Consider the following 23,880-nt stretch of genomic DNA (forward strand, 5'->3'; position numbering starts at 1 on the left):
CCGACAGGCCGCACAGCAAATTTACTCACACCCGCTCAGTGCTGACGCAGGCTGCCGAGCAGGCCTTTCTTGATGGCGATGGTGGTGGGCCGGTTGAATCTGCCCGGCAAACGCCCGGGCTTGAACCAGCCAAAATTTGAATGTTCCCGGTTGAGGCGCGGCGCCACCTCTCGCTCAAGCCGCAACAGATAGTAGTGCAGCTCCCGATCTCCACTACGGTGCCGGCCCTGGCCCAGCTTCACCAGCTGCTTCTCCTTCACCCGCAGGCCGGCCTCTTCGACGAGCTCCCGCAGCAGCGCCGTGCGGGGCGACTCCCCCCGGTCTACCCGGCCGCCAAAGAAATTCCACGCCCCACCGTTGTTCACCACACTGGAACGCTTGCCGAGCAGGACCTTGCCGGATTCGGCGCACTGGATGATGGCCCACACGCCAGCCTTGCGTAAGGGGGAGTTGAAACGTTCCTTTGCCATAAGACGGGGATGATCCAGGGGTCAGTCAAACCGGGCGGAGTCATGCTCGCGCAGCCGGGCATATGCGTGCTTTATATCGGTATTACGTTTCAGGAAGCTTACGGCCACGCCAGGCTGCCCTTGCTTCCAGCAGCCGCTTTTATACTACCCCTGGATTTTTTTATGCAAGGCCGGCGTGCACATCCGTCCGGCCTTGCCTCCCCGTCAGCGGAAATAGGCCGGCACAAACATCTCCGGCGGCACCTCGTGGCGCACGTAATCCGGATGCCGCACCCGCTCGGGCAGGGCTACCAGCGGGCGCTGGACTTCCTCATAGGGCATCTGCCCCAGCAGGTGATGGATGCAGTTGAGGCGCGCCTCCTTCTTGTCATCGGCCTGGACAATCCACCAGGGCGCCTCGGGGATGTGGGTCCGCTCCAGCATCGTCTCCTTGGCCTCGGTGTAGCGCTCCCAGCGGGCCCGGGACTCCAGGTCCATTGGGCTCAGCTTCCACTGCTTGAGGGGGTCGTGGATGCGCGACAGGAAGCGGAAATGCTGCTCGTCATCGGTGATGGAGAACCAGTACTTGATGAGCTGGATGCCCGAACGCACCAGCATGCGCTCGAACTCCGGCACTGAGCGGAAGAACTCCTCGTACTCCTCGTCGGAGCAAAAGCCCATCACCCGCTCCACCCCGGCCCGGTTGTACCAGCTGCGGTCAAACAGCACCATCTCGCCCGCCGCCGGCAGATGCGACACATAGCGCTGGAAATACCACTGGGTGCGCTCCCGGTCGTTAGGCGCGGGCAGGGCCACCACCCGGCACACCCGCGGATTGAGGCGCTGGGTGATGCGCTTGATCACGCCGCCCTTGCCGGCCGCGTCCCGCCCCTCGAACAGGATCACCACCCGCCGCTTCTCGGTGGCCACCCAGTCCTGCAACTTGACCAGCTCGCCCTGCAGGCGCAGCAACTCGGTGAAATAGCGGCGGCGGAAAGCCCGCTCATCGTCGGTCGGCGGGCAGGGCTCGCCGGCACCGATCTCCTCGAAACGCCGGTCATCCAGCTCCAGCTCCAGCTCTTCGTCGTAACTGTCCTGCAGCTCGCGTTCGAGGCGGCGGTGCAACTCACCGACATCGTGGTTGTTCATGGTGACTCCGGGGGTATTTGACAGGTGCTCATCGTCCCAGCAGGGCGTTGCAGCCACATGACTATCCGCCATGGTGGCGTCACGGCCCGGTCATGCGCCCTGTGTCTAATCGGGGCTCACCTCCGGAACCCCAACCATGCCCCTCGACACCACCCGCCGCGACTTCATCCGCCACTCCGCCACCCTGCTCACCACCGCTTCGGCCAGCGGCCTCCTCAGCGCCTGCGGCAGCAGCAACAACAGCGCCACCCCGCCCGCGGACTTTCAGTATGGCGTTGCCAGCGGCGACCCCCTGGCCGACCGGGTGATCTTGTGGACCCACGCCCGCTCGGGCAGCCTGAACGACAGCGTCGCCCTCAGCTGGCAGGTGGCCAGCGATGCGGAGTTCCGCGAGATCGTCTCGTCCGGCCAGGTCTCGGCCAGCGCCGACACAGGCTTTACGGCCAAGGTGGATGCCACCGGCCTCAGCGCCGGCAAGCGCTACTACTACCGCTTTCTCGACGCCACGGGCAAGGCCTCGCCGGTGGGCATCACCCGCACCCTGCCGGCGGCCGACGTCAGCAGCGTGAAGTTTGCGGTGTTCTCCTGTGCCATCTACTCCGAAGGCTATTTCAACGCCTACGATGCCGCCGCCCGCTCGGATGCCGACTATGCCCTGCACCTGGGGGACTACATCTACGAATACGGCGCCGACCCCGCCAAGTACGGCAATACCGACGCCGTGGCGCTCAATCGGGTCACCGCCCCGGCCCACGACATCGTGAGCCTCGACGACTACCGTACCCGCTACGCCCGCTACCGCTCCGACGCCAACCTCCAGGCCGTGCACGCCCGCATGCCCTTCATCGCCATCTGGGACGACCACGAGTTTGCCAACAACGCCTACGTGGCCGGTGCCGAAAACCACGACAGTGCCACCCAGGGCGACTGGGCCACCCGCAAGGCCAACGCCGCCCGCGCCTACCACGAGTGGCTGCCCATCCGCCGCGACGCTGGTGGCGACCCGCTGAAGATCTACCGCCGCTTCGATTTTGGCCGCCTGCTCAGCCTGCACATGCTCGACACCCGCATCGAGGGGCGCGACCGCCAGTACGACAACTATGGCGACGCCGACGGCGGCCTGGCCCGCTACGCTGCCGCCCTCGGCTCGGGCAGCGACGCCACCCACCGCATGATCAGCACCAGCCAGCAGGCCTGGCTGGTGGACGGCATCACCCAGTCGGCCGCCACCTGGCAGGTCCTTGGCAACCAGGACATCATGGCCCGCATGTGGATGCCCGCCTCGGTACTGCAGGCCCAGAACACCGCCTTGACCAACCCCAGCGCCGCCAACCAGGCCGCCGTGCAGACCGCCATCAGCGACTACCTGGGCGCCAAGATCACCCGCGCCGCCGGCCAACCCCTGAGCGCCACCCAGAGCGCCCTGCTGTCTGCCACCAGCAACCCGCGCCTGCCCTACAACCTGGACGCGTGGGACGGCTACCCTCTGCAGCGTGAGGCCATCCTGCAATCCGTCCGCCCCCTCGGCAAACGCCTGGTAACCCTCTCCGGCGACTCCCACAACGCCTGGTTCGCCGCCCTGACCACCCTGGCCGGCCAGACTGTCGGCCACGAATTTGCCGGCACCTCGGTGAGCTCCCCGGGCTTCGAAGCCCTCGGCCTTGGCAGCCTGGGCCCCGCCCTGGACGGCAGCGCCGCTACCGCCCAGCTCGGGGCCGCCGCCATCGGGGCCGGGCTGGGGCTGGTGGACGACCTGGCCTATGCCGACACCCGGCAGCGTGGCTACCTGCAATTCACCGTCACCGCCGACACAGTAAAAGGCGAATACGTGTTCGTGAGTACGGTAAAGAGCAGCACCTACTCGGCCAGCGTCGGCAAGACCATCAGCGTGTCCGCCGCCGGCACCGTCAGCTACGCCTGACGCGCCGGGCGCACCAGCCCGGTGCCAGAACCGTGCCCGGCCCGGCCCGGGGCACCGGGATGGCACCGGGCAGGGCAGCGCAGGGCCCCTGGACAGGGCTTTTGCCATGGAACGATTTTTGCACTGCAGCACGGATATCGTTCAAGGAGCACCGACATGGCCGCGAACTGCACCTGGGATTCCATGGATGTCCACCTGCTGCGCGTACTCCACGCCCTGCTTACCGAATGCAGCGTGAGCAAGGCGGCGCGCCGCCTCAACCAGTCTCAACCCGCCGTCAGCACCGCCCTGCGGCGGCTGCGCGACATTACCGGCGACCAGCTGCTGGTACGCAGCCGTAACGGCATGACCCCGACCGAACGGGGCGCCGGGCTGCTCGAACCGGTCAAGATCGCCCTTCAGCAGATCGAGGCCATCGCCGTGCGCCAGGTGAAGTTTGATGCGGCCAGCTCACGCCGGATCTTCAACATCGCCACCCCCGACTACCTCAACGCCGTACTGCTGGGCAAGATCGTGGCCCAGCTGCGCAAGTTTGCTCCCCACTCCCAGGTGGCTTTCCATTCCCTGGGGCCGGACTTCGACTACGCCCGGGCCCTGGAGAGTGGCGAGCTCGACGTAGTCATCGGCAACTGGCCCCAGCCCCCGGAAAACCTGCGCATGGCGCCGCTCTTCGAAGACGAGGTGGTGTGTCTGATGCGCAAGAGCCACCCCCTGGCCGGGCGCCCCCTGAGCGCCGCCGACTACCTGGCCGCCGAGCATCTGGTGCCCACCCCCTACGCAGTGGGCCAGCGCGGTGTGATCGACCTGCACCTGGCCCGGGAGCGCCTCAAGCGCAACGTGGTGGCCTACGTACCCTACTTCGGCCTGGTGCCCTACCTGCTGCAGGAGACCGACATGCTCTTCTCCAGCCCGCGGATCTTTGCCGAACACTGCGCCCGGATGATGCCCCTGGCCATTGCCGAGGCCCCCATCGATTTTCCGAAGATGAGCTTTTACCTGCTGTGGCACGACCGCAGCCACTACGAGGAGGAATGCCGCTGGTTCCGCGAGCAGATCACCTCGGTGGCACGCAGCTCCCCGGCCATCCCCCGCGTCCAGGCGACCAGCCTTGCCAGCGGCGGCATGGCCCTGGCCCCGGCCTGAATACCGGCTTGGAGAAGCCGCGCTCAGTGGGTGGTGCGCTGGACGGCCATCACATCGGCCGCGTTGGGGGCCACGATGCCCTGGCGCTGCATGCGCCGGTAAAGGGTTGAACGGGACACCCCGATGCTCTCCGCGGCAGCCGAGATATTCCAGTGGCAACGGCGCAGCACCTGCAGCATATGTTCCCGCTCGCTCCCCCCCTCGGCCAGGCCGGCCGGCAGCACAGCCTCGACAGCCGGGCCGAAGGAGGCCGCCGGTGGCAGGCTGGGAGCGATCTCGGCAGGCAGGGTCACCGACTCGGGGAAATGCGCCTCGTCCAGCACATCGCCGTCACACACCGCGACGGCAAAGCGCAGCGCATTGCGCAACTCGCGGATGTTGCCCGGCCAGGGATAGGCCGCCAGCCGCTCCAGCACCGGCTCGGGCAGCTGCAGCTGGCGCCCGGCAGTGGCCATCTCCTCGTCCAGCACCTGGCGGATCACGTCACGCCGGTCGCTGCGCTCGCGCAGGGGCGGCAGGCGGAACACCGCCGCGTTGAGACGGTAGAACAAATCTTCGCGAAACAGGCCGCTGCGCACCATGGCCGCCAGATCCCGGTGGGTGGCGCAGATCACGTTGAGATCCACCTTCTCGGGCTCGGAGGCTCCCAGCGCCACCACCTCCCCCTCCGCCAGCACCCGCAGCAGGCGGGTCTGCAGGGCCAGCGGCATGTCGCCGATCTCGTCGAGAAACAGGGTGCCGCCGCTGGACTGCTGCACCTTGCCCTTCGCCCCCTTGGTCCTGGCGCCGGTAAAGGCCCCTTCCTTGTAGCCGAACAGCTCGCTCTCGATCAGGGTTTCGGGGATGGCGGCACAGTTGAGGGCCACAAAGGGCTTGTCCCGGCGCTGACTGAAGGCATGGGTGGCCTTGGCAAAGGCCTCCTTGCCCGAGCCGGTCTCCCCCAGCAGCAGCACGGTCAGCTTGCGATCCACCACCCGCTTGACCCGCTCGATGCACTCCAGCACCTGGGGGTCACGGGCCGCCAGGGCATCGAAATCACGCTTCACCGACACCGTCGGCGGCGACATGCAATCCCGCACCGGGGCCCTCAGCTGGGCCTCGAAAAGCAGACCGTTGGCCAGGCAGCGCAGGGGGATCGGCGCCCCCGGACGCTCATGGGCACGCCTCATCAGCGCGCTGGCCGACTGGTCGAAGACATCCTCCAGGCGCCGGAACGGCAGGCTCGCCCCGGCAAACAGGCCGGCCCGCAGGCGCCGGCTGGCGGCCACGATGCGCCCGCTGTCGTCGAAGGCCAAGAAATGCACCTCACCCAGGTTCCAACAATCGCCAGGGGCACTGATGGAGAGAATCCACGCCGACTTGCAGGCCTCGACGAAGAGCGCGTTCTCGATGGCCAGCGCATTCTGCTGGACCAGGCGATACACCACCGACTGGCTGTTGCGGCTTTCGGGCGCAGAGAACGCCGAAGCGTTGAGCACCCCCACCAGCTCGTCACCGGGGCCGAACACCGGCGCCGCGCTGCAAGTGATGCCGCTGTTGTGGCTGCGGAAGTGCTCCTCCCGGTGCACCAGAATAGGAGCCCGGTCCACGATGGCGGTGCCGACACCACAGGTGCCCTCCTCCACCTCCGACCAGCAGGCCCCAACCAGAAAGCCGCGGCGGTGAAAATCCGCGTCGAGGCTCGGCGTCCCCCTGAAATCGACGGTAGCCCCCTGGGCATTGGTCAGCAGCACGCAATAACCCGAATCGCGCACCTGCTCATGCAGGCGTGACACACCCAGCTGCGCGATACGCAGGAAGGAAGACAGGCGGTCGCGCAGCTCCCGGTATTCGGACGCGGTCAGCACCCGCGCACTGGCCCGGGTCGAAGGGTCGATGCGATAGGTTTCCTCCGAGCGCCGCCACGACTGGCGCAAGCGCTCTTCGCAGGAGAGCATGCTCACCCCGCCTCCGGGGAAAGCCCCCCCGGTCAAGGCATCTCCGTGCCTGCCCTGCATGATTACCTCCTCCGTATTGCCAGCCTCATGGTGCGGGCCTCCTGCGGTGTGTCTGCACACCTGCGAAAGCACCTGTTTGTGGCTGGATCATAGCGCACGTGAAATAGAACGGAGAATAAACTTTCCTCATTGCGGAATACCCCCACAAATACCGCATCGCACCATGAAAAAACGATCGGCAAATTGCACAATCGTTACGCTACACCTGGATCGCCCCCCGCTACACCTGTAGTACACACCACGTTTCGCCCACCCCTTAATTAGAATTCAATTCAGATACAAATTAATTCACTCATCACAGAGCATATATACAACCATCTGTATTAAATCACTTTTTATAAAAATATCGGCACATTCAAATTCATTCACCCAGCCCTGTGGCACAGCCCTTGCCTAATAAGCCAGGCCTCAACCCAGAACGCAGGACAGGAAAATGAATAAGACTCCGTGCTCTCAACAAAACGCCGACACACCAAACGCGCTGTCGTCACCCGATAGAAGGGAAGCCCTGCGGGCCAGCTCGGCGCTACTGCTCTGTGCCGGTCTCGGAATAGGGAAATCAGCACTTGCCGACGGCAGCGCCCATTCCCGCCCGAAAGTCGGTGACCAGCTTGTGCGCAGCGACGCCAACGGGCAACCCGTACCCCTGCGTGGGGCCGAGATCCTGCCCGACGCCAAGCCCCTGCAGGCCTTTCCCCTGGAACCCGCCAGCGGCGAGGTGCGCAACGGCACCCGCCTCAACAAGGTGATCCTGGTGCGGGTCGCCCCCGCCGACCTGACCGACGAAACCCGCCCCTTCGCTGCCGGCGGCGTGCTCGCCTACTCGGCCGTATGCACCCATCAGGGCTGCGAAGTCTCCGAATGGGTGGCCAAGGACAAGACCCTGATGTGCTACTGCCACTTCTCCAAGTTCTCCCCCGGTCGCGCCGGCGAGGTGGTGGCCGGCCCGGCGCCGCGCACGCTCCCCCTGCTCCCCCTGAAGGAAGAGGACGGCGTGCTGGTGGTGGCCGGCCCCTTCACCTCGAACCCCGGCGTATCCAAGTCCGCCTGATTTCCCGCAGCACCCGTCACGCCTGAAGCCGCAGCACCCGCTCACCTACACCAATAACTGGAGACACCAGACATGACCATCCGACTCAAGGCCCTGTGCGCCAGCCTGGCCGCCCTGCCGATGCTCGCCAGCGCCGCCCTGCCGGCCTATTCCCCGGTCACCGATGCCCGGCTCACCAAGCCCGAAGCCGCCAACTGGCTGATGTACCGTGGCAACTACGAAGGCTGGGGCTACAGCGCCCTCAAGCAGATCAATAGCCAGAACGTGGGCAAGCTGGTGCCCGCCTGGTCCTACGCCACGGGCATGACCGAAGGCCACCAGGCCCCGCCCATGGTCAACAACGGCTACATGTACGTGACCACCCCCAACAACCAGGTGATCGCCCTGGAGGCAGCCACCGGCAAAGAGCTGTGGCGCTACAAGAAGACCATCCCCGACGAGCTGATGCAGCTCCACCCCACCAACCGGGGCGTCGCCCTGTACGGCGACAAGCTCTACCTGGCCACCACCGACGCCTACCTGGTGGCCCTGGACGCCGCCACCGGCAAGGAGCTGTGGAAGGTCGCCGTGGCCGACTGGAAGAAGGGCTACTACATGACCCTCGCCCCCCTGGCCGCCCGGGGCAAGATCATGGTCGGCTCATCGGGTGGCGAGCTGGGCGTGCGCGGCTTTGTGGCCGCCTTTGACGCGGAGACCGGCAAGGAGGCCTGGCGCACCTACACCATCGCCGGCCCGGGCGAAGCCGGCGCCGAGACCTGGCCCGGCGACACCTGGAAGACCGGCGGCGGCTCGGTGTGGATCACCGGCACCTACGACTCCCAGACCAACCTGGCCTTCTGGGGCGTGGGCAACGCCGGCCCGTGGATGCCCGACACCCGCCCCGGCGACAACCTCTACGCCAACTCCACCATCGCCCTCGACGTGGACACCGGCAAGATCAAGGGCCACCACCAGTATCACTGGAACGACGCCTGGGACTGGGACGAAGTCTCCGCCCCCCTGCTGATCGACGTGGACTACAAGGGCAAGAAGGTGAAATCCCTGGTCCATGCCGGGCGCAACGGCTACCTGTGGCTGCTGGAGCGCACCAAGGACAAGGTCAACTACGTGGACGCCTGGCCCTACGTGACCCAGAACGTATTCACCAAGCTCGACCCCAAGACCGGCCGCCCCAGCTACAACCCCGAGCGCATCCCCGGCACCGGCAAAACGGTGAACTTCTGTCCGTCCCTGTGGGGTGGCAAGGACTGGCCGCCCGAAGCCTACAACCCGGGCACCGGCCTGCTGTATATCCCGGCCAACAACAACCTGTGCTCCGAGCTCACTGGCGAACCCGTCAAGTACAACGCCGGCAGCCTCTACATCGGCGTCGCCCTCGACAACATCCTCACCAATGTGCGCATGACCGAAAAATCCCGCAAGCACATCGGCGAGATCCAGGCCTGGGACCTGAAGACCGGCAAGCAGGTATGGACCCACACCTACCCTGAAATGAACTGGGGCCCGCTGATGACCACCGCCGGCAATCTGGTGTTCGGTGGCGGCACCAATGACCGCATGTTCCGCGCCTTCGACGCGAAGAACGGCAAGGTGTTGTGGGAAACCCCCATGCCCTCCGGTGTCACTGGCGTGCCCTCGACCTTCGAGGTGGATGGCCAGCAGTACATCGCCGTGCTGTCGGGCTGGGGCGTCGATGCCCAGCGCATGCAGGGCGCCTTCGACGCCGTCCTCCCCCACAAGACCGTGGTGCCCCAGGGCGGCACGATCCACGTGTTCAAGCTCCAGAAGTAAGCCCACCCCGGTTCAGCCCACCCGCACAGCGGGCCCCGCATCGTCCTCCCGACGGCGCGGCGGGGCCCGCTGCGCCCAAAAACCAAAAAGGAGACACTTCATGCACACCCATCGCCCCGCGGCACCCCGTCACATCCCGCGCCTGCTGTCCGCCCTCGTGGTGGCCGGTCTGGCAGGCGGCCTCGCCCCCGCCGCCTTTGCCCAGACCACCTTCGACGTCATCGGCCCCCACGAATACGAGCTGCCGGTGGACTTCAAACCCTTCAACGTCTTCGTGCAGTACGCCACCGTGCAGAACAACAAGGACACCTTCAACGCCGCCGGCGACAAGGTGAAGGGCAACGGCAGCCAGACCATCGTCGGCATGTCCAAGTACGTGCGCTTCTGGACGCCCGAATCGAACCCCCGGATCGGTCTGGCCTATGAGGTGATCGTGCCGGAGATCGGCGTGCGCAACCGCAGCGCCACCAACTCCGCCGACCGCCACAGCAGCGGCATCGGCGACCCGCTCACCGGCTTTGCCATCTGGATGAAGCCCACCCCCAACTCCACCTTCGGCTTCCAGTCCTTCCTGCAGGTGCCGGTGGGCGACAGCCGGGTGAGCGACACCAACTGGAAGAACCTCTCCAGCTTTCTGTGGGACGTTCGCCTCACCGACAAGCTGGGCTGGACCGCCGATGCCGGCATGGTCTTCCAGAGCCAAAAAACCGACGGCACCCGCCCGGGCAACACCTTCCACACCAACCACCGCCTGGGCTACCGCGTAACCGGCCTGCTCGAACCCTTTGTCGCCCTCGACTACGAGAGCACCAGCAGCCGCAACGGCAACCCCAGCGCCCGAGCCCTGGACGGCGGCGTGGGGATGATGTTCCACACCTTCGACAACCAGTCCATCACCCTGCGCTACTCCGCCAGCATCGACGGCAAGAACCACGCCGCCAACAACAGCCTGAACCTCAAGTACGCCTACGTGTGGTGACCCCCCGGCCGGCCGCCCGAGGTGGCCAGCCCTTCGAACCTGCCCAAGGAGTGTCCTCATGAAGATCCTGCATGCCCTCGCCTTCAGCATCGCCATCCTCGTCGCCGCCTGGGTCTATCTCAGCGTCGGCAACCCCGACCTGGGCTTCAACCCGTGGATAGGCTTTGTCGCCTGGGCCGCCTTCTTTGCCGCCGGCGGTGGCAATGAAGGCATCGGCAAGGCCCTGCCCGCCGGCATCGCCGGCATCCTGCTCACCGCCCTGACCCTGGCCGCCGTGCAGGCCCTGGGGGGCAGCCTCGTCACCCTCATCGCCCTGGTTGCGGTGCTGGCCTTCGTGCTGGTGGCCATGGCCGACATCGGCGCCCTGTCCTACACCCCGGCGGCCTTCCTGGGCGCGGCGTCCTTCTTCGGCTCCGGCGGAAAGATCGACCTCAGCATCGCCCTCGTCGCCCTTACCTGGGTAGCCGGCCTGGCCTTCGGCTACGTATCCGAAACCGTTGGCAAAAAGCTCGCCCGCCCCGCCTGACCCCCTGCCCCACCCCAAAACGGAGAAAGACCATGAGCACCCTGTACCAGAACTTCATCGACGGCCGCTTCACCCCGGCCGACCCGGGCACGGCCATCGACGTGCATAACCCCGCCACCCATGCCCTGCTGGCACGCATCCCCACCGCCACCCCGGGCGAAGTGGAAGAGGCCATCGCCGCCGCCCGCCGGGCCCAGCCCGCCTGGGAGCGCACCCCGGCCATCCAGCGCGCCGCCCACCTGCGGGCCATTGCCGGCAAGCTGCGCCAGCACAAGGAGCGCCTGGCCGAGATCATCACCCGCGAGCAAGGCAAGATCCTCGGCCTGGCCCGGGTCGAGGTGGACTTCACCGCCGACTACATGGACTACATGGCCGAGTGGGCCCGCCGCATCGAAGGCGAGGTGCTGCAGAGCGACCGCCCGGGCGAGACCATCTTCCTGCAGCGCAAGCCCATCGGTGTCACCGTGGGCATCCTGCCCTGGAACTTCCCCTTCTTCCTGATCGCCCGCAAGATGGCCCCAGCCCTCATCACCGGCAACACCATCGTGGTCAAGCCGAGCGAGGAGACGCCCATCAACGCCTTCGAGTTTGCCCGCCTGGTGGCCGAAACCGACCTGCCGGCCGGCGTCTTCAACCTGGTGGGCGGGCGCGGCGCCGACGTGGGTGCCAGCCTGTGCAGCCACCCGGACGTGGGCCTCATCAGCTTTACCGGCAGCGTGCAGACCGGTTCCACCATCATGCAGGCGGCCGGGCGCAACCTGACCCGCGTCAACCTGGAGCTGGGCGGCAAAGCCCCGGCCATCGTGCTGGCCAGTGCCGACCTGGACCTGGCCGCCAAAGCCGTGGTGGACTCCCGCGTCATCAACACCGGGCAGGTGTGCAACTGCGCCGAACGGGTGTACGTGGAGCGGGCCGTGGCCGATGAATTCACGGCGAAAGTGCGCGCCCTGATGGCCGCCACCCGCTACGGCGACCCGATGGCCGAAGCCGACCTGCACATGGGCCCGCTGGTGAACCAGATCGGCCTCGACAAGGTGGCCGCCATGGTGAACCGCGCCCGCGAGCAGGGCGGCGAGGTGATCCTCGGCGGCCGCAAGGCCGACCGCCCGAGCGGCTACCACTACGAGCCCACGCTGATCACCGGCTGCAATGCCGACATGGAGATCATGCGCAAGGAGATCTTCGGGCCGGTGCTGCCCATCCAGGTGGTGGACGGCCTGGACGAGGCCATCGCCCTGTCGAACGACTCCGACTACGGGCTCACCTCATCCATCTTCACCCGGGACATCAACGCCGCCATGAAGGCCTGCCGCGAGCTGCGCTTTGGCGAAACGTATGTGAACCGGGAGCACTTCGAGGCCATGCAGGGCTTCCACGCCGGCCGCCGCAAGTCGGGCATCGGCGGCGCCGACGGCAAGCACGGCCTCTACGAATACACCGAAACCCACGTGGTGTATATGCAGCACGGCTGAGTGTCCGGGCGCGGGGCTCACCCCCTGCGCCAACGCTCGATCATCGATTGTTCTCCGTGTCGTCTTGCGGCTGCCGTCCTCCCGGCATCGCCGCCGGGTGGCCGGGCATTCCTCCCTCGTGCCCGGCCACCCCCCTTTTTTTCCTATTCCGCCACCCGCGCCCCAACTCCCACACAGCTCAGACCGACGAGGGCCGCTTCCGGCGGTGGAACAGATACACCACGCCCCCCCCCAGCGCGCCCCCCGCCACAAAGCCCTCCCAGTGCTCCATGGGCAGCAGGGTCAGCCCGAGCAGGTAAAGCATGAGCAGCGGCAGCACAACCGCAAAAATCGCGTTCCCCGCATCCCCGGTCCGGATCAGCATGCCGCCGAGCATCCAGAGAAAGCGGAACAGCGCCACCAGGGCCAGCGCCAGAAAGAAATTGCCGAGAAAATCGAACACGGGAGCCACACTGCTTTTGTCAGATGGGCAGATGATGCCAGTCAGCCCGCCAGAAGAGCCGGAAATGCACATGAACAAGTGCCGGCGCCAGCCCCCCTGGGGTCGAATTCACTCGACCGCGAACGCCAATCAAAGGCCTGCCGGTGATTCAAGGCCCATGGGCTCAGCAGCGATGCGCCCCCGGCCTTCTCGTCCCCACGAACACCGCCAGCAGCGCACCCGCCACCCCGCTCCCCAGGCAGAACCAGTGCATGGCCTGCACCGACATCAGCCCGAGCAGGCCATTCGCCCGGGTCAGTGGCCAGAAGGGCTCCACGTCGGCATGCATGATGCCGTCCAGCAGCACATGACTGAAGGTGCCGATGAAAGCCGACACCAGCGCCACCGGCCAGCGGATGGGCACAAAGCGCCGGCACCCGATCAGGCGCAAGCCCAACTCCGACAGGTACTTTCCACTCAGGGCCGACGCCACCCCCAGCAAGGACGCCCCGATCCAGGTGTGCGTGAAACCATGCAGATGCCCCTCACCGCTCAGGATCACCACTAGCGGCTGAATGTCCATCACGATCTGTGCCCAGCCGAAGACCATCAAGGAAAACGCCCCCTGCATCACTGCCTTGATCAGCAGGCCGGGGCCCATGTGGAAAGGTGTGAATGGCATGTGTGCTTCCTGGCATTGGCGTGGCAGAGACGGTGGCCTGCCCCATTTCCTCAAACATCACTGGCAAAACGCAGGCGATTTCCATCGGGGTCGGTGACCAGGAGTTCGCGCGTTCCCCAGGGCGTATCGACCACCCCACCCATGCTCACCACACCATTCCCGGTGAACTCGGCACAACACGCCCTGGCATCCGGCACACGGAAATAAACTGCACCGCCCACCTGGCAATCTCCGCTGTGCTCCGTGAGAAACAGGGTCTGCCCGGCACGCGTCAGCTGAACAAACAAGGGGTAGCCCGCTTCGAACTGGTGCGTCCAATCCACCTGGAACCCGAGACCCTGCACGTAAAACGCCAGGCTGCGTTCCGCGTTGGTCATTCTGAGCTGGGGAATCACGGTTTGTTGCGTCACAAGGCTCTCCGCCAAACCCAGGTGCGAGGGGCCGGTGGCTGCACTTCGCCGTTCCACATCTCAATAGCCATACTCGCGCTCCACGCGACATACCCGCACCCGGAAGTGCGCGTACCAGTCCTTCGCCCGCCCCTGGGCCTGACCATGTGCGGCGTTCGCCTTCCACGCCGCAATGGCCTCCTCGCTGGCCCAATACGAAACCGAAATGCCGATCTCATTCCGCGCGCTCTCGAACCCCAGAAAGCCCGGCTGCACGGCGGCAAGTGCCAGCATCTCCTCGGCCATCTGCGCATAGCCATTGTCGCCATCAGTACGGACGGAGGTAAAAATGACCGCGTAGTAAGGCGGCTTTGGGGTATGCGCAGGAGAAGTCATAGGCAGCGATCCTTGAACAGTAAAACCTCGATTGCCAGAAGCAGGGAATGGCGCAAGTCGGCATCAAGCCGCCGATCAGGCGGAGAACTCCCGCATCTGAAACACGTTCCCCTCCGGGTCCATCCCGTTGCACACGGTAAAACCGGGCCCCTGCCAGTTCTCGGCAAACACGTCACCCCCCAACCCCCGGGCCGCAAGCCGGGCCGCCGCCAGGCTGGGCACGCTGAAGAAGAACTTCAGCGCCGTGTCCTCACGCCGCTGGGGCGGTGAGGTGATGACGATACCCTCGGCGAAGGGCGGCGGAATCCGGTGCACCAGCAACTGGATGTCGCTGGATTCGAGCACGATCAGCTCCGGGGTGGCATGCAGGCGGGCCATGCCGGCCACGGCGCAATAGAAGTCGGCAACGCGCTCGGGATCGAGGGCGTAGATGAAAAGTCCGGCACGGGCGGGGCCTGGCATGGGAAGAGTCCTTATGCTGCGGTCGGAATGACCGCCAATAGATCGGTGACACCCACCTCCACACCAGCCTGACACAACAGCGTCGTGACCTGACCGCGGTGGTGCGTCTGGTGGTTGAAGAAGTGCTGCAGCAAGGCCCCGAAACACCGGCTCGAATGGACGCCCGCCATATTGCTGTAGGCCAGATCGGCCGCGAGCTGCTCGGCCGTCAGCTCCGCAACCCAACGCTCGATCAGCGCATCCAGCCCCCGCCGGTAATGGCCCAGCCCCGCCAGATCCGGCGCGAGGGGCTGGGTGAGGGACGACGGCCGGGGAAACCCGGACAGCGCGCCCAGCGCCGGAAATGCCGCCTCATGCTGCGCAAAGCGATGCAGCCAGATCGTATCGGCCACTGCGATGTGATTGAGCGTGCCCAGGATGGAACCAAAGAACGCCCCCTTGTCCGCCGTCAGCGCCGCCGGGTCGAGAGTCGCCGCCGCGGCATACAGGCGGTCATTCATCCAGCGGTTGTATTCGGCCATGAGGGAAGCAGTTTGTGGGGTCATTGGGGTGCCTCGGGTGGGTGGATGCAGGACGGGCCGGCGGGTGAGAAGTTAAGCACAGCCTGGATCGGCATTGCAGTCGCTTGACCCGAAAGGATTCAAGGACGCTGTTTGATGATTCACACATTGCTGGTCACAAACACTCATTTCCCCCAATGCCGCGTAATCGTCGAATCGGAGGCGCGACAGCAAAAGCCATCGCGGCAAGGAGCGCCGAGGTTGCATAGCCAATCATGCTCCATGCACCAGACTCCGCATTCGAGTAATTGCGTGGACTCTTCCGGAGCGCAAGCAGTTCGGACTCCGGGATGACAATCGGGCCTGTTTCCGCTGTGATCCGGAGCTGCCTGTCGGCACAGGCCAGCGTGTGCAATTCAGGGCCGCCGTAGACATACAGGATCTGCCTTTCGAGGGAAAGGAAGCCGGCTTCAGTCGTTACGGAGTACCAAAACGCCGTCAAGAAGCCGCTGCCAAGGTACAGACGTACCCTTGTTCCGTCCGTGGTCGTACAGGAATCGACCAGTTCCTCCATCCACGGGTTTCCATAGGTATTGCGGCCCGGCAACGCAATCCAAACGGCAACGACCAGCAACCATACTGAAGCTACGACTCGAAAATGAGTTCTGATGGACATGGGGTGACTCTCGAGTTGGACGGCAACCTACATCAATGAAACAGACGAAACAAGCCAACGAAACGTCATTCAGGCGTGAGGCATGGCGACGATTGCGCCGCCGCATTCAAAAAAACAACTACTTCAGCCCTTCAGCCCCTCTTGATCTCTCAGGCCGTGGTACTCCAAATCAAGCACAAGCGTATTACTGGAAACCCTCACGGCACCCTTTACGTTGATTATTCGCTGCCCGCAACGATAGAACTCCACCTCACCTGCCGAAAGGTCGGAATTTCTCCGAACAAAAGCTTGAGGCACCACGTCAATACCGTTCGCAAAATAGCATCCAGATACTGAGAAAGCGCATGCAGCCATCCCGAGCAATCGAGCGACCAAACGAATGGACCTGGCTACTGCAACCAACGCACCCACAACCCATCAATCTCCCCGAGATCAATCATAAAGACCCGAACGCTCTCCCGGGCTTAGCTTTCTGCAAGACAAATACTGCTTTACAACCAGCTCACGAGGATACTTTCCAAGATGTCCAAATTTCCCTACAGAGCTCAGCTTTCCGACGACCTCAACAAACAGAATCGGCGTCCCTCCGCTGGCCTTCTCAGCCTGTTCAACACAAGTGGGGAGTTTATCCAGCCACCAGCGCTCCTTGCTACCAACAGGTGAAAACCTGCTCTCCTCAAAGCCATAGGCATAGTATCCAGAAAAAATATCTTCCTCATCTCTGGCATGCAAATAGCCCGAAAAAAGAAAGAGCAACATAAAAACTGCACCGCACTGGCGGCGCCAAGACACCCGCCCCCAACTGCCCTGACATAGCAATGAGAAGCTCGTAAAACCGCTCATATCTCACCCCCAAAATCTTATTCACTTACACCCAACACCAAGCTGGTACGAGTACTTTATGTTTTTCTGAAGACCCACGATCGTGTACTCAAGCGCTTGCGCATACGCAACAGCATGAATAGCTACCGCGCGAATGAAACCATCTTCCCTCAAGGAAAATCTGGATGGGCGCTCGGAGGCTCAGACATCAAACTCATTTCGCCACCCCTGAAGAATGCGCTCGATGAGTAACGCGTCATTCAAGACTCCACGGACCGGCAGGTGTTCCATCCCGGGCTGCAGGTTGCCGATCAACCACTTCCGCTCACCGTCCCAAAGCCAATAAGGCCCATGACCACCCTTCGTTCTGACGCTAGGGAGACGCTGATTAAATCGGCTTTTGTCGAACTGGTTGTTTGCAACTTGTTGATTTTTCAACACGGGGAAAGCCGGATTTGGATTAAATCAGTGCTTCCTCAGCTCGAAATAATGAAAACTTCTTGAAATGCGCCGGGATTGTTTCACTTGCAACCACAGTCACCACTCTCCGATTACACGAAGCCCCCAACAAAAAGAAGGCATCAAACTGACTCGACTGGCTGATGATAAACCAGAAAATCTCCACTACCACTTTGGAAAAAAAGTAGCTTCCAACGTTGGCGGCCAGTTCCTCTTTGGATTATCCAAATCCCTTATAAAATCCTTTGCCATCCCTGCAGTTTTTTTGTCGCAAAGCTCAATACACCTTTTAAACAAGTATTTTGCTCGACGCTGATGTTTGGGATCTGGACTGGTACTTAGAAAATAGCCAAGAGAATAATACGCATCCACGCTGCCATTTTCTATAGCGATCATTCCCCACAAGATAGCCCCACGATAGTCATTGACATAGGCATAGTGCCTAGACAAAGAAATCCCCGCCTCAGCATCACCATCCAATGCCTTAACCTGAAACTCATTAACCACTTTCTCGCTCAGAAACCAATTCTGCAATGCAGCCTCGCATCCTTGGGGGGACGCAGCCGCAAGCAAGAAAGCACAACAGCCCCCGAGTCTAAACAACGAAATCACCATACCAGACCTCCAATCATTAAAAGGGGGAAACTACACCCCTCATTAGACTACGATAACGCCAGAATCATGCGGGATGGAAAAGGATTCATAGCCACTATGCTCAACACACGCGAGGAGTTTAGCTTTGTTTGAGAACGTGAGGAGCAATCCTTTGCATGCGGACCACTGTGCGTTGACAACTACCCGCCTGCATCTCATTCTTACCAAAGGTGCTCGGTGAGGCATTCGGCGCCTGGATTACAAATCCAGCCTCTACGCTCAGTCTGGTGTCATTGAACACCAACCCCACGTGGTGCGCTCCAACTACAAAGGAAAGCACTTCCTGCCCATGCATTGGCGAAAGGTCTATGTCAGCAGGAAGATCATCACGCATAATTGACTAGCGCTACTTAGCAGGCAGCGGCTATTACCGCACAGCCCAGTTCAGCGGGTTTTCAGAGGGCAATCCTTACCCTAACAACTGAAGAATTTCATTGGCCATGCTTTCTAATTGCCCGGCCTCGTATTGAAGCACCACACGAAGATGGCTGTCGTAGTCTTGACCTGCAAGCTCGACGATTAGATCTATGTGCCCAGTTGAATCCGACTGAGCCGCGAACGTGACCCTTGCATCAAGATCCTTCCATTCCTTCAGGCCTTTCCATCCCTGCCATTCAGACGCCATTTCACGAAAAATCGTGCTTGGTGAGCCGACAAAATAGGTTGATGCAGAAGCAATGCATGCAAACCACGGGGTTTTTTGCAGCCACATCAAAGTCTGCTTCGCCATCCCTGCTTTTCCGGACAAGGGTGATCGCCAATACAGAGCCATCTCTTGGTGACTTAAGTTCCAGATCGGCCATACGCTGAGCTCTCTAAGGTTTGAAACAAGAGGCGGCGCCTCGCTTACCGGACGACGTGCTAACGATGGATGGGATAGACATCACCGGCCGGCAGCTCATAGGCCGGACTCATCTTGACAAAAATCTATCCCTGCGTATTCGGGCCAGTACTCGTGCAGAAAACGTTTGAACTCGTGCCCGTTTTCATCTCGCAAAGATATGAGTGCGGTTTCCGCGAGTGACGTTCCGCCATCCAGGGTGACCAATACGGAATGAAGTAAACCAGACATCAGCTCAGAGGCTACCTCCAAGAAGGCGTCTGTTGTTCCCGTCTGCTTCAAGCCGTCAGCCAGTTGTAACCATGCATTGGCGTTTTCAATCCACACAGCGCTTGGGTTCGCAATGCCCTCAGCCGCTGCGGCTGTCCAGGAAGCCTTTGCTGCTGCGAGATCAAGCAGAAATGCAATCTCCGATGGGTGTAGTTTCATGCCGTACCTAGTGTTTAACCTGGGGGAGTCGTGACTCGGCCTACCCGGACACGTCCTCTCGATGGAAGGGTTGAGCGTCAACCTCCCCATGTAGTGCTGCCTCTGCAATTTTCTGGACGCGAGCCATTTTTATGCCAAGGCGTTGCTCTACGGAAAGAGGATGAGTGGTTTTCTCAAGCACAATATTTGGGCGCTCACCAAGCGGCATAGTTTGAAGCTGTATCTTGAGATTCAGCGTTGTTGGTTCATAGGGCAGCGCGTTCTGCAACCAGCCAAAGTATGGCGGCTCAGTTTCCCTGCCCTCACTTTCCCAAAGCTCACACGTGCGAAGGACGTTCGCTTCGCTCAACGAGACCCAGGCCAACCAGATGAAGGGGCCGGGCCCGTCGACTACGGGGATGAGAATGCGACCAAGGACAAAGAAGTACTTGCCATCTATCACGCACTGATCCGATGAAAGCTCGCCTCGCTCTTCTCGCTCTGCTTCTGGTATTGAGTACCAAAGGTCTGGAGCTCTCGGGCCAAAGCACATTGGGAGCTCTTCGTGCTGTTTGCCGCAGGTCGTGCAGAGATAGCCGCTCATCGTGATGCTCAACGAAGAAGGTCGACGGCTTGCCGCGGCCTTAGGCGCCAGAGGAAGACTGCGCCGCACACAAAACCTAGCGGCGTGTGAAGCGCATAGAGAGCGTTACGGAAGAACGACGCATCTAAAGGAAATTGCATGAAGAACAACGCTCCAACAGAAAGAGCCACAAGAAAGACGATGGGCAACGCCGACCTCTGTGGCGACCAGTGGGCGGCAAGTGCTCCAGCGATTACCGATGCACAGAACCCAAAGCTCTGAACAAAGAGCCACTCACCACTGTCAGGCGGATACGGTCCCGGCTGGGAGCGATAGGGCTCGGAATAGATTGCAGCCCAAACAAAGGGACGAAGAGCCCAATACACCATGCTCAATAGAACCACGGATAGCGGTTGTGCCACCAATCCGACCAAGACGGCGCGCCAAAAGGACTGAACCTTGGGAGGATGCTTCAGAGAGAGTAATTTCATGATGCCCAGCGATCAAACTCGACCACAGCCCCTCAGGGCCGGATCGATGACTGGAGCCAATTGTTGGGCAACGAGCAGGCTGCGCAACCCAAGTTCGGTAACGGAATGCTCAATCCATTGATCAAGAAGTTCATCTGTTTTGCCAGTCTCTATCGCAGTTAGTAGTGATCTGATGCGCCCGACCTCAATCTCGCACCACTCGCGACCATCCTGCTCATATAGCTTCGCTGCTTTCCTTAAGCAACGCTCTGCTTCTGATAGGCGATGAAGTTTTGCCAGGCAGCACCCTATTTCGAAATTCAGGTGGTGCTCTGAGCCCCATTGTTCCTTCTCTAACTGGAGGCAGAGCCCGCTGACTGATCCAGTTTTTGAGAAGAACGGTAGTGCCTGAGTCTGAAAGATCTCGACCAGCACGGTCATCGAAGCGCTCGCTTCCTGAATACATGCGCCCGGAAACCCGGTCTGCCGCCCCTTAATCCAAAAAATCTGTTGCCAGAATGTACTCGGAGGTGTGTTTCGAAACAGCCTGCCTCCGGGCCGCAAAGGCAGAGTATCTCGAGGACGAAACAAGCATAAGGAGGCATATTCGATGCCAAACCATCGGTTGCCGCGCCTCGAAAGGTCGACCATGACTACCTGAAGCACGTCTTCCACAACCTTGGCAAAAATGCGGTTTGTGAATCGATAAAAACCGAATGACGTCAGTAACGGCATCAAGATCGACGACGTTGCGCTTGAAATAGGGTCACTTCGCATAGGAGGAATCAGAGCTTGTCGAACGTGAAGCCAAGGGCGCACCGAGGACTTGCCCCAGCGCCCGAAAGGACGCGAACTTGAGAAAGGTTAGAGCGCATCGACGTAAGCCTGCTGTACTGCAAACCAAGTATCGGGGAAGGGCTCAAAGTCTCGTTCGTCGTCAGATGAGAAAATTCCATATTCAACTACTGAGTAATAGTACTGCATCGCTTCAAGGCGCGAATTAGCCCAAAAAACTAGAAAACATATGCTACCTGACTCAAGCAGCTCGCGTGCTGGATCACCTGCTGGGCCAAAATCGAGGCATGCGGGAAGTAGTTGGCCCTGATAATCGGGGCACAGCCATATTTCGAACAAATAGCCAGGAAGCGATCGCATAGATCTAACTACGCTGTAGAAAAACCCCATTTCGGGGGAATAGGTTTCGTCCGGCCGGTGTCGGCTTGAATTCATATTTCATCATCCCGCCTCTTTCAGCCCGATCCGTTCATCTCGCCGTTCCTTCTCGCCGCATTCACGCTTTCAAGGGCATTCCTGGCGCCTCTCTCCGCTTCATTCCCCATAGCCATGGTGCGCCAGCTTCTCGATGTTGTGCATCATGCAATAGAGCTTCCACTGCCCATCCACCTTCGCCCGGCCCCGCAGGGTGAAGGGGGTGAGCCGTTTGTTGTGGCGCAGGTTGCCGAACACCGGTTCCACCGTCGCAAAGCGGGCCGCAATCATGTGCTTGCCGGCGGCCGAGTCGATCTTTGCTTTCATCTGATCGGTATGGCTTTGCTGGCCTGCGCGCTTGCCCTGGAAGAAGGCGACTTGCCGGGCCTTGGTGGTGTCGGGTTTGCGCAGGCACTGCTGGCGCAGCGGGCAGGGCATGCAGTCCCGCTCGGCCCCGCGGAATTTCATCGCGGCGTAGCCGTTGAGAGTGCAGTCCTTGCCGTTGCCGTAGAGGCGTTTGCCGGCCGGGCAAATGCAATGACTGCGGTCCTCGGCCAGTTGGAAGTCGGCCGGGGTGAAGCGGGCAGCCTTCTTATCCTTGGGGCTCTTGTCCCACAGGGGGTCGGGCTTGGCTTTGTGTTTGGCCTGCTCGGCGTAGCGGGGGTCGCGGTGGCGATAGCCGTTGTCGCAGATATAGGCATCGACCTGACTTTCGGCAAGTTTCGCCAGGTTCGCTTCCGAGTGGTAGCCGGCATCGGCGCAGAGCACCGTTTCTGTCTTGCGCCAGACGGCGGTGGCCTCGACCACGGGGAGCAACAGTTCTTGCTCCGAGCCGGTGCCATGGGCCTGGGCGTCGAGGATGATCTGGGCCTGGTCATCCACGGCGGCGACGCCGGTGTAGCCCTGGATCACGCCCTTGCCGGCGGCCATCTTGGCCGACTCGTTATCGGTTCGGTTGCTGAGCCGGGTGCTGCCCTTGCTGCCCTGGCGATCTGCCGGGTGCTCGGCCAGCCACTGGCGGATCTGGGCGGCTTCGCGACTGAGGCGCTCCCGCGTGTGGGTGGCACGCGCTTCGTCCGCTTCGGTCGGGAGGGCATCGGCGGCCACCTGGCGCTCCATCATGGCCTTGACGGCGGCTTCCATCTTCGCCGCCTGCCGCTCGAAGTCGGCCCGCGTACCGCTCTTTTCCTTGGAAGCGTTCGAGGGCAGCTTGATGCCGTCGATGGCGAAGAGCGCCCGCCCGATCAGCTTCTGGCGGTCACACACCACCAGCACCTGGGCGAAGAGCCGGGCCACCTCGTCACCGAGTTCCGAAACGAAGGCGGCCAGCGCGGTGAAGTGCGGGCACGAGTCGCCTGAGACGGCCATGAAGAGGACGTTGTGTCGACAGGCCGCCTCAATGCTGCGGGAACTGACGAGACCCCGCGAATAGGCGAGCAGGACGATCTTGAGGAGCACGGCCGGATCGAAGGCGGGGGCACCCCCTGCATCGTTACGAAAGCGCGAACGCAGGGCGGAGAGATCGAGTTCCTTATCGACCAGATGGCACAGGGCGAACTCGAAGGAACCGGGCAGAACCTGGCGCTGGAAATCCACCGGAATCATCTTCAAACCGTAATCGGGGGTCTTGAAGCGGGGCATTGGGGAGTTCCGGAGATGGGATGTCCAATTATACCGAAGGCATTCGGTGGGCGGTGGGAGAAGGTTTTTCTACAGCCTCAACGTAGAGCTAACCAGCGCTGCGCGGCTTTATCGCGCAGCGTCCAGCGACCGAAGGGAGCGAGGTTGAGCGCCGTGTTGGGCGCTTTAGGCAGCTTGACGCGCCAGAAACATAGGTTGTAGAATTCAATTACTTTAATAACCTTCAAGGGCGCCCTTATGAGTGACGATCTCATTGTTAACGACGATAAATCGAAACATCCATTACCCGCTGCGTTCGAGCGCCTCGGCATAAAAAATGTGAAGCCCTCTGACGAGCTTACGCTTGTACTGCGGAATGGGATTCTGGAGGCAAGCGTTAAGCGTAAATCAGGGCTGACCCAGACAGCTACGATGCATGTAGGTAGTGGTGGCTTTAAGGCTATGACAGAGTTTGATCCACTAGCAATGCAAAAAGATGAGCGTGACGCGCTTATTCGGGCGAAATATTCAAAAGGTGAAAGACAGAGTGCCTTGGCCAAAACTTTTGGCATGTCACAGGCGATGATTTCGAAGATCGTTCGTGATTGATGGTTCAATTTGCCGCCCAACGTTTGAATTCACCGGCCTGCGCGGCTTTTCGCGCAGGTCCGGTGGAATGATGGGTTGGACGAAGCCGCTCCGCGGAGAAAGCCCTCTCCGCCCGCGCACGATTTACTGTGTGATCTCACGCCCTCGCTCATGAGGGGTGATTCTGCACAACATCGTGAGGATAGGCCAGCATGAACACAG

26 protein-coding genes are annotated in these 23,880 nt (G+C 61.9%); 9 read left to right on the top strand and 17 right to left on the bottom strand.

Annotation, left to right across the window (positions count from 1 at the left end; translation table 11 throughout):
• Positions 1 to 35: 35 nt before the first annotated feature.
• Complete coding sequence (locus PHI64_RS05210) at positions 36 to 470, bottom strand: NUDIX hydrolase (protein ID WP_299879605.1); 435 nt, start codon at positions 468 to 470, stop codon at positions 36 to 38.
• 204 nt (positions 471 to 674) lie between these two features.
• The gene (ppk2, locus tag PHI64_RS05215) at positions 675 to 1,598 is read right to left on the bottom strand and encodes a polyphosphate kinase 2 (protein ID WP_299879608.1); all 924 of its coding nucleotides are present in this window, start codon (positions 1,596 to 1,598) and stop codon (positions 675 to 677) included.
• A 136-nt stretch (positions 1,599 to 1,734) separates the two neighbouring features.
• On the opposite strand from ppk2, the gene PHI64_RS05220 reads away from it, so the two are divergent.
• Positions 1,735 to 3,519 (top strand): alkaline phosphatase D family protein, encoded by a 1,785-nt coding sequence (locus PHI64_RS05220; RefSeq protein WP_299879611.1) that lies wholly within the window; start codon positions 1,735 to 1,737, stop codon positions 3,517 to 3,519.
• Positions 3,520 to 3,675: 156 nt separating this feature from the next.
• Entirely contained in the window at positions 3,676 to 4,662 is a 987-nt protein-coding gene (locus PHI64_RS05225) for a LysR substrate-binding domain-containing protein (protein WP_299879614.1), read from the top strand.
• A 23-nt stretch (positions 4,663 to 4,685) separates the two neighbouring features.
• Here the strand turns inward: PHI64_RS05225 and PHI64_RS05230 are convergent, their stop codons facing one another.
• A complete protein-coding gene (locus tag PHI64_RS05230; protein ID WP_299879736.1) occupies positions 4,686 to 6,599 on the bottom strand; it encodes a sigma-54-dependent Fis family transcriptional regulator in 1,914 nt (637 codons plus the stop codon).
• A 493-nt stretch (positions 6,600 to 7,092) separates the two neighbouring features.
• Between PHI64_RS05230 and PHI64_RS05235 the strand changes: the two genes are divergently transcribed.
• The 5 genes from PHI64_RS05235 (at position 7,093) to aldA (ending at position 12,478) form a co-directional block, all read left to right on the top strand.
• On the top strand, positions 7,093 to 7,710 hold the full coding sequence (locus PHI64_RS05235; protein WP_299879661.1) for a Rieske (2Fe-2S) protein: 618 nt from the start codon (positions 7,093 to 7,095) through the stop codon (positions 7,708 to 7,710).
• 72 nt (positions 7,711 to 7,782) lie between these two features.
• Entirely contained in the window at positions 7,783 to 9,501 is a 1,719-nt protein-coding gene (locus tag PHI64_RS05240) for a methanol/ethanol family PQQ-dependent dehydrogenase (RefSeq protein WP_299879664.1), read from the top strand.
• 100 nt (positions 9,502 to 9,601) lie between these two features.
• On the top strand, positions 9,602 to 10,480 hold the full coding sequence (locus PHI64_RS05245) for a transporter (RefSeq protein WP_299879667.1): 879 nt from the start codon (positions 9,602 to 9,604) through the stop codon (positions 10,478 to 10,480).
• Positions 10,481 to 10,538: 58 nt separating this feature from the next.
• A complete protein-coding gene (locus tag PHI64_RS05250; protein ID WP_299879669.1) occupies positions 10,539 to 11,006 on the top strand; it encodes a DUF1097 domain-containing protein in 468 nt (155 codons plus the stop codon).
• A gap of 32 nt (positions 11,007 to 11,038) precedes the next feature.
• Entirely contained in the window at positions 11,039 to 12,478 is a 1,440-nt protein-coding gene (gene aldA / locus PHI64_RS05255; protein ID WP_299879671.1) for an aldehyde dehydrogenase, read from the top strand.
• Between the two features lie 178 nt (positions 12,479 to 12,656).
• Here the strand turns inward: aldA and PHI64_RS05260 are convergent, their stop codons facing one another.
• The 12 genes from PHI64_RS05260 to PHI64_RS23555 all read right to left on the bottom strand — a co-directional run bounded on the left by PHI64_RS05260 (position 12,657) and on the right by PHI64_RS23555 (position 19,792).
• Complete coding sequence (locus PHI64_RS05260) at positions 12,657 to 12,920, bottom strand: hypothetical protein (RefSeq protein ID WP_299879674.1); 264 nt, start codon at positions 12,918 to 12,920, stop codon at positions 12,657 to 12,659.
• A 163-nt stretch (positions 12,921 to 13,083) separates the two neighbouring features.
• On the bottom strand, positions 13,084 to 13,581 hold the full coding sequence (locus PHI64_RS05265; protein ID WP_299879677.1) for a metal-dependent hydrolase: 498 nt from the start codon (positions 13,579 to 13,581) through the stop codon (positions 13,084 to 13,086).
• Between the two features lie 50 nt (positions 13,582 to 13,631).
• Positions 13,632 to 13,991, bottom strand: coding sequence for a VOC family protein (locus PHI64_RS05270; RefSeq protein ID WP_299879680.1), 360 nt, complete (start codon positions 13,989 to 13,991; stop codon positions 13,632 to 13,634).
• Between the two features lie 60 nt (positions 13,992 to 14,051).
• Positions 14,052 to 14,366: an antibiotic biosynthesis monooxygenase gene (locus PHI64_RS05275; RefSeq protein ID WP_299879683.1), complete on the bottom strand. Its 315-nt coding sequence runs from the start codon at positions 14,364 to 14,366 to the stop codon at positions 14,052 to 14,054.
• A gap of 75 nt (positions 14,367 to 14,441) precedes the next feature.
• Positions 14,442 to 14,828 (bottom strand): VOC family protein, encoded by a 387-nt coding sequence (locus tag PHI64_RS05280; RefSeq protein ID WP_299879686.1) that lies wholly within the window; start codon positions 14,826 to 14,828, stop codon positions 14,442 to 14,444.
• Between the two features lie 11 nt (positions 14,829 to 14,839).
• Positions 14,840 to 15,373 carry a DinB family protein gene (locus PHI64_RS05285; RefSeq protein WP_299879689.1) on the bottom strand — a complete coding sequence of 178 codons (534 nt, stop codon included), beginning with the start codon at positions 15,371 to 15,373 and terminating at the stop codon, positions 14,840 to 14,842.
• Positions 15,374 to 15,503: 130 nt separating this feature from the next.
• Positions 15,504 to 16,004 carry a hypothetical protein gene (locus PHI64_RS05290; RefSeq protein ID WP_299879692.1) on the bottom strand — a complete coding sequence of 167 codons (501 nt, stop codon included), beginning with the start codon at positions 16,002 to 16,004 and terminating at the stop codon, positions 15,504 to 15,506.
• Between the two features lie 432 nt (positions 16,005 to 16,436).
• The gene (locus PHI64_RS05295; protein WP_299879695.1) at positions 16,437 to 16,847 is read right to left on the bottom strand and encodes a hypothetical protein; all 411 of its coding nucleotides are present in this window, start codon (positions 16,845 to 16,847) and stop codon (positions 16,437 to 16,439) included.
• 603 nt (positions 16,848 to 17,450) lie between these two features.
• Positions 17,451 to 17,900 (bottom strand): hypothetical protein, encoded by a 450-nt coding sequence (locus PHI64_RS05300; RefSeq protein WP_299879698.1) that lies wholly within the window; start codon positions 17,898 to 17,900, stop codon positions 17,451 to 17,453.
• Positions 17,901 to 18,348: 448 nt separating this feature from the next.
• On the bottom strand, positions 18,349 to 18,669 hold the full coding sequence (locus PHI64_RS05305) for a DUF6228 family protein (protein ID WP_299879701.1): 321 nt from the start codon (positions 18,667 to 18,669) through the stop codon (positions 18,349 to 18,351).
• A gap of 168 nt (positions 18,670 to 18,837) precedes the next feature.
• On the bottom strand, positions 18,838 to 19,209 hold the full coding sequence (locus tag PHI64_RS05310) for a hypothetical protein (RefSeq protein ID WP_299879704.1): 372 nt from the start codon (positions 19,207 to 19,209) through the stop codon (positions 18,838 to 18,840).
• Between the two features lie 40 nt (positions 19,210 to 19,249).
• Positions 19,250 to 19,792, bottom strand: a complete 543-nt coding sequence (locus PHI64_RS23555) for a DUF2199 domain-containing protein (protein ID WP_366945136.1) — start codon at positions 19,790 to 19,792, stop codon at positions 19,250 to 19,252.
• Positions 19,793 to 19,930: 138 nt separating this feature from the next.
• Here PHI64_RS23555 and PHI64_RS05320 point away from each other — a divergent pair, with 138 nt between their 5' ends.
• Complete coding sequence (locus tag PHI64_RS05320) at positions 19,931 to 20,053, top strand: hypothetical protein (RefSeq protein WP_299879710.1); 123 nt, start codon at positions 19,931 to 19,933, stop codon at positions 20,051 to 20,053.
• A 221-nt stretch (positions 20,054 to 20,274) separates the two neighbouring features.
• Here PHI64_RS05320 and PHI64_RS05325 read toward each other — a convergent pair whose 3' ends face one another.
• On the bottom strand, positions 20,275 to 20,979 hold the full coding sequence (locus PHI64_RS05325) for a tetratricopeptide repeat protein (protein WP_299879713.1): 705 nt from the start codon (positions 20,977 to 20,979) through the stop codon (positions 20,275 to 20,277).
• A gap of 591 nt (positions 20,980 to 21,570) precedes the next feature.
• Entirely contained in the window at positions 21,571 to 23,091 is a 1,521-nt protein-coding gene (locus PHI64_RS05330) for a transposase (RefSeq protein WP_299879716.1), read from the bottom strand.
• 237 nt (positions 23,092 to 23,328) lie between these two features.
• On the opposite strand from PHI64_RS05330, the gene PHI64_RS05335 reads away from it, so the two are divergent.
• The gene (locus tag PHI64_RS05335; RefSeq protein ID WP_299879719.1) at positions 23,329 to 23,679 is read left to right on the top strand and encodes a hypothetical protein; all 351 of its coding nucleotides are present in this window, start codon (positions 23,329 to 23,331) and stop codon (positions 23,677 to 23,679) included.
• Positions 23,680 to 23,880: the final 201 nt, after the last annotated feature.

Origin of the sequence: Zoogloea sp. (assembly GCF_028689785.1) — a bacterium.
Lineage (GTDB): Bacteria > Pseudomonadota > Gammaproteobacteria > Burkholderiales > Rhodocyclaceae > Zoogloea.

Excerpts from the sequence above, each read along its gene's own strand:
- PHI64_RS05285 (WP_299879689.1), bottom strand. The coding sequence starts at position 15,373 with ATGACCCCACAAACTGCTTCCCTCATGGCCGAATACAACCGCTGGATG.
- PHI64_RS05230 (WP_299879736.1), bottom strand. The coding sequence starts at position 6,599 with ATGCTCTCCTGCGAAGAGCGCTTGCGCCAGTCGTGGCGGCGCTCGGAG.
- PHI64_RS05250 (WP_299879669.1), top strand. The coding sequence starts at position 10,539 with ATGAAGATCCTGCATGCCCTCGCCTTCAGCATCGCCATCCTCGTCGCC.
- PHI64_RS05235 (WP_299879661.1), top strand. The coding sequence starts at position 7,093 with ATGAATAAGACTCCGTGCTCTCAACAAAACGCCGACACACCAAACGCG.
- PHI64_RS05310 (WP_299879704.1), bottom strand. The coding sequence starts at position 19,209 with ATGAAACTACACCCATCGGAGATTGCATTTCTGCTTGATCTCGCAGCA.
- PHI64_RS05275 (WP_299879683.1), bottom strand. The coding sequence starts at position 14,366 with ATGACTTCTCCTGCGCATACCCCAAAGCCGCCTTACTACGCGGTCATT.
- PHI64_RS05240 (WP_299879664.1), top strand. The coding sequence starts at position 7,783 with ATGACCATCCGACTCAAGGCCCTGTGCGCCAGCCTGGCCGCCCTGCCG.
- PHI64_RS05280 (WP_299879686.1), bottom strand. The coding sequence starts at position 14,828 with ATGCCAGGCCCCGCCCGTGCCGGACTTTTCATCTACGCCCTCGATCCC.
- PHI64_RS05320 (WP_299879710.1), top strand. The coding sequence starts at position 19,931 with ATGAAGAACAACGCTCCAACAGAAAGAGCCACAAGAAAGACGATGGGC.
- PHI64_RS05210 (WP_299879605.1), bottom strand. The coding sequence starts at position 470 with ATGGCAAAGGAACGTTTCAACTCCCCCTTACGCAAGGCTGGCGTGTGG.
- PHI64_RS05290 (WP_299879692.1), bottom strand. The coding sequence starts at position 16,004 with ATGTCCATCAGAACTCATTTTCGAGTCGTAGCTTCAGTATGGTTGCTG.
- PHI64_RS05295 (WP_299879695.1), bottom strand. The coding sequence starts at position 16,847 with ATGAGCGGTTTTACGAGCTTCTCATTGCTATGTCAGGGCAGTTGGGGG.
- PHI64_RS05330 (WP_299879716.1), bottom strand. The coding sequence starts at position 23,091 with ATGCCCCGCTTCAAGACCCCCGATTACGGTTTGAAGATGATTCCGGTG.
- PHI64_RS23555 (WP_366945136.1), bottom strand. The coding sequence starts at position 19,792 with ATGAGCGGCTATCTCTGCACGACCTGCGGCAAACAGCACGAAGAGCTC.
- PHI64_RS05305 (WP_299879701.1), bottom strand. The coding sequence starts at position 18,669 with ATGGCGAAGCAGACTTTGATGTGGCTGCAAAAAACCCCGTGGTTTGCA.
- PHI64_RS05225 (WP_299879614.1), top strand. The coding sequence starts at position 3,676 with ATGGCCGCGAACTGCACCTGGGATTCCATGGATGTCCACCTGCTGCGC.
- PHI64_RS05335 (WP_299879719.1), top strand. The coding sequence starts at position 23,329 with ATGAGTGACGATCTCATTGTTAACGACGATAAATCGAAACATCCATTA.
- PHI64_RS05300 (WP_299879698.1), bottom strand. The coding sequence starts at position 17,900 with ATGGTGATTTCGTTGTTTAGACTCGGGGGCTGTTGTGCTTTCTTGCTT.
- ppk2 (WP_299879608.1), bottom strand. The coding sequence starts at position 1,598 with ATGAACAACCACGATGTCGGTGAGTTGCACCGCCGCCTCGAACGCGAG.
- PHI64_RS05265 (WP_299879677.1), bottom strand. The coding sequence starts at position 13,581 with ATGCCATTCACACCTTTCCACATGGGCCCCGGCCTGCTGATCAAGGCA.
- PHI64_RS05220 (WP_299879611.1), top strand. The coding sequence starts at position 1,735 with ATGCCCCTCGACACCACCCGCCGCGACTTCATCCGCCACTCCGCCACC.
- aldA (WP_299879671.1), top strand. The coding sequence starts at position 11,039 with ATGAGCACCCTGTACCAGAACTTCATCGACGGCCGCTTCACCCCGGCC.
- PHI64_RS05245 (WP_299879667.1), top strand. The coding sequence starts at position 9,602 with ATGCACACCCATCGCCCCGCGGCACCCCGTCACATCCCGCGCCTGCTG.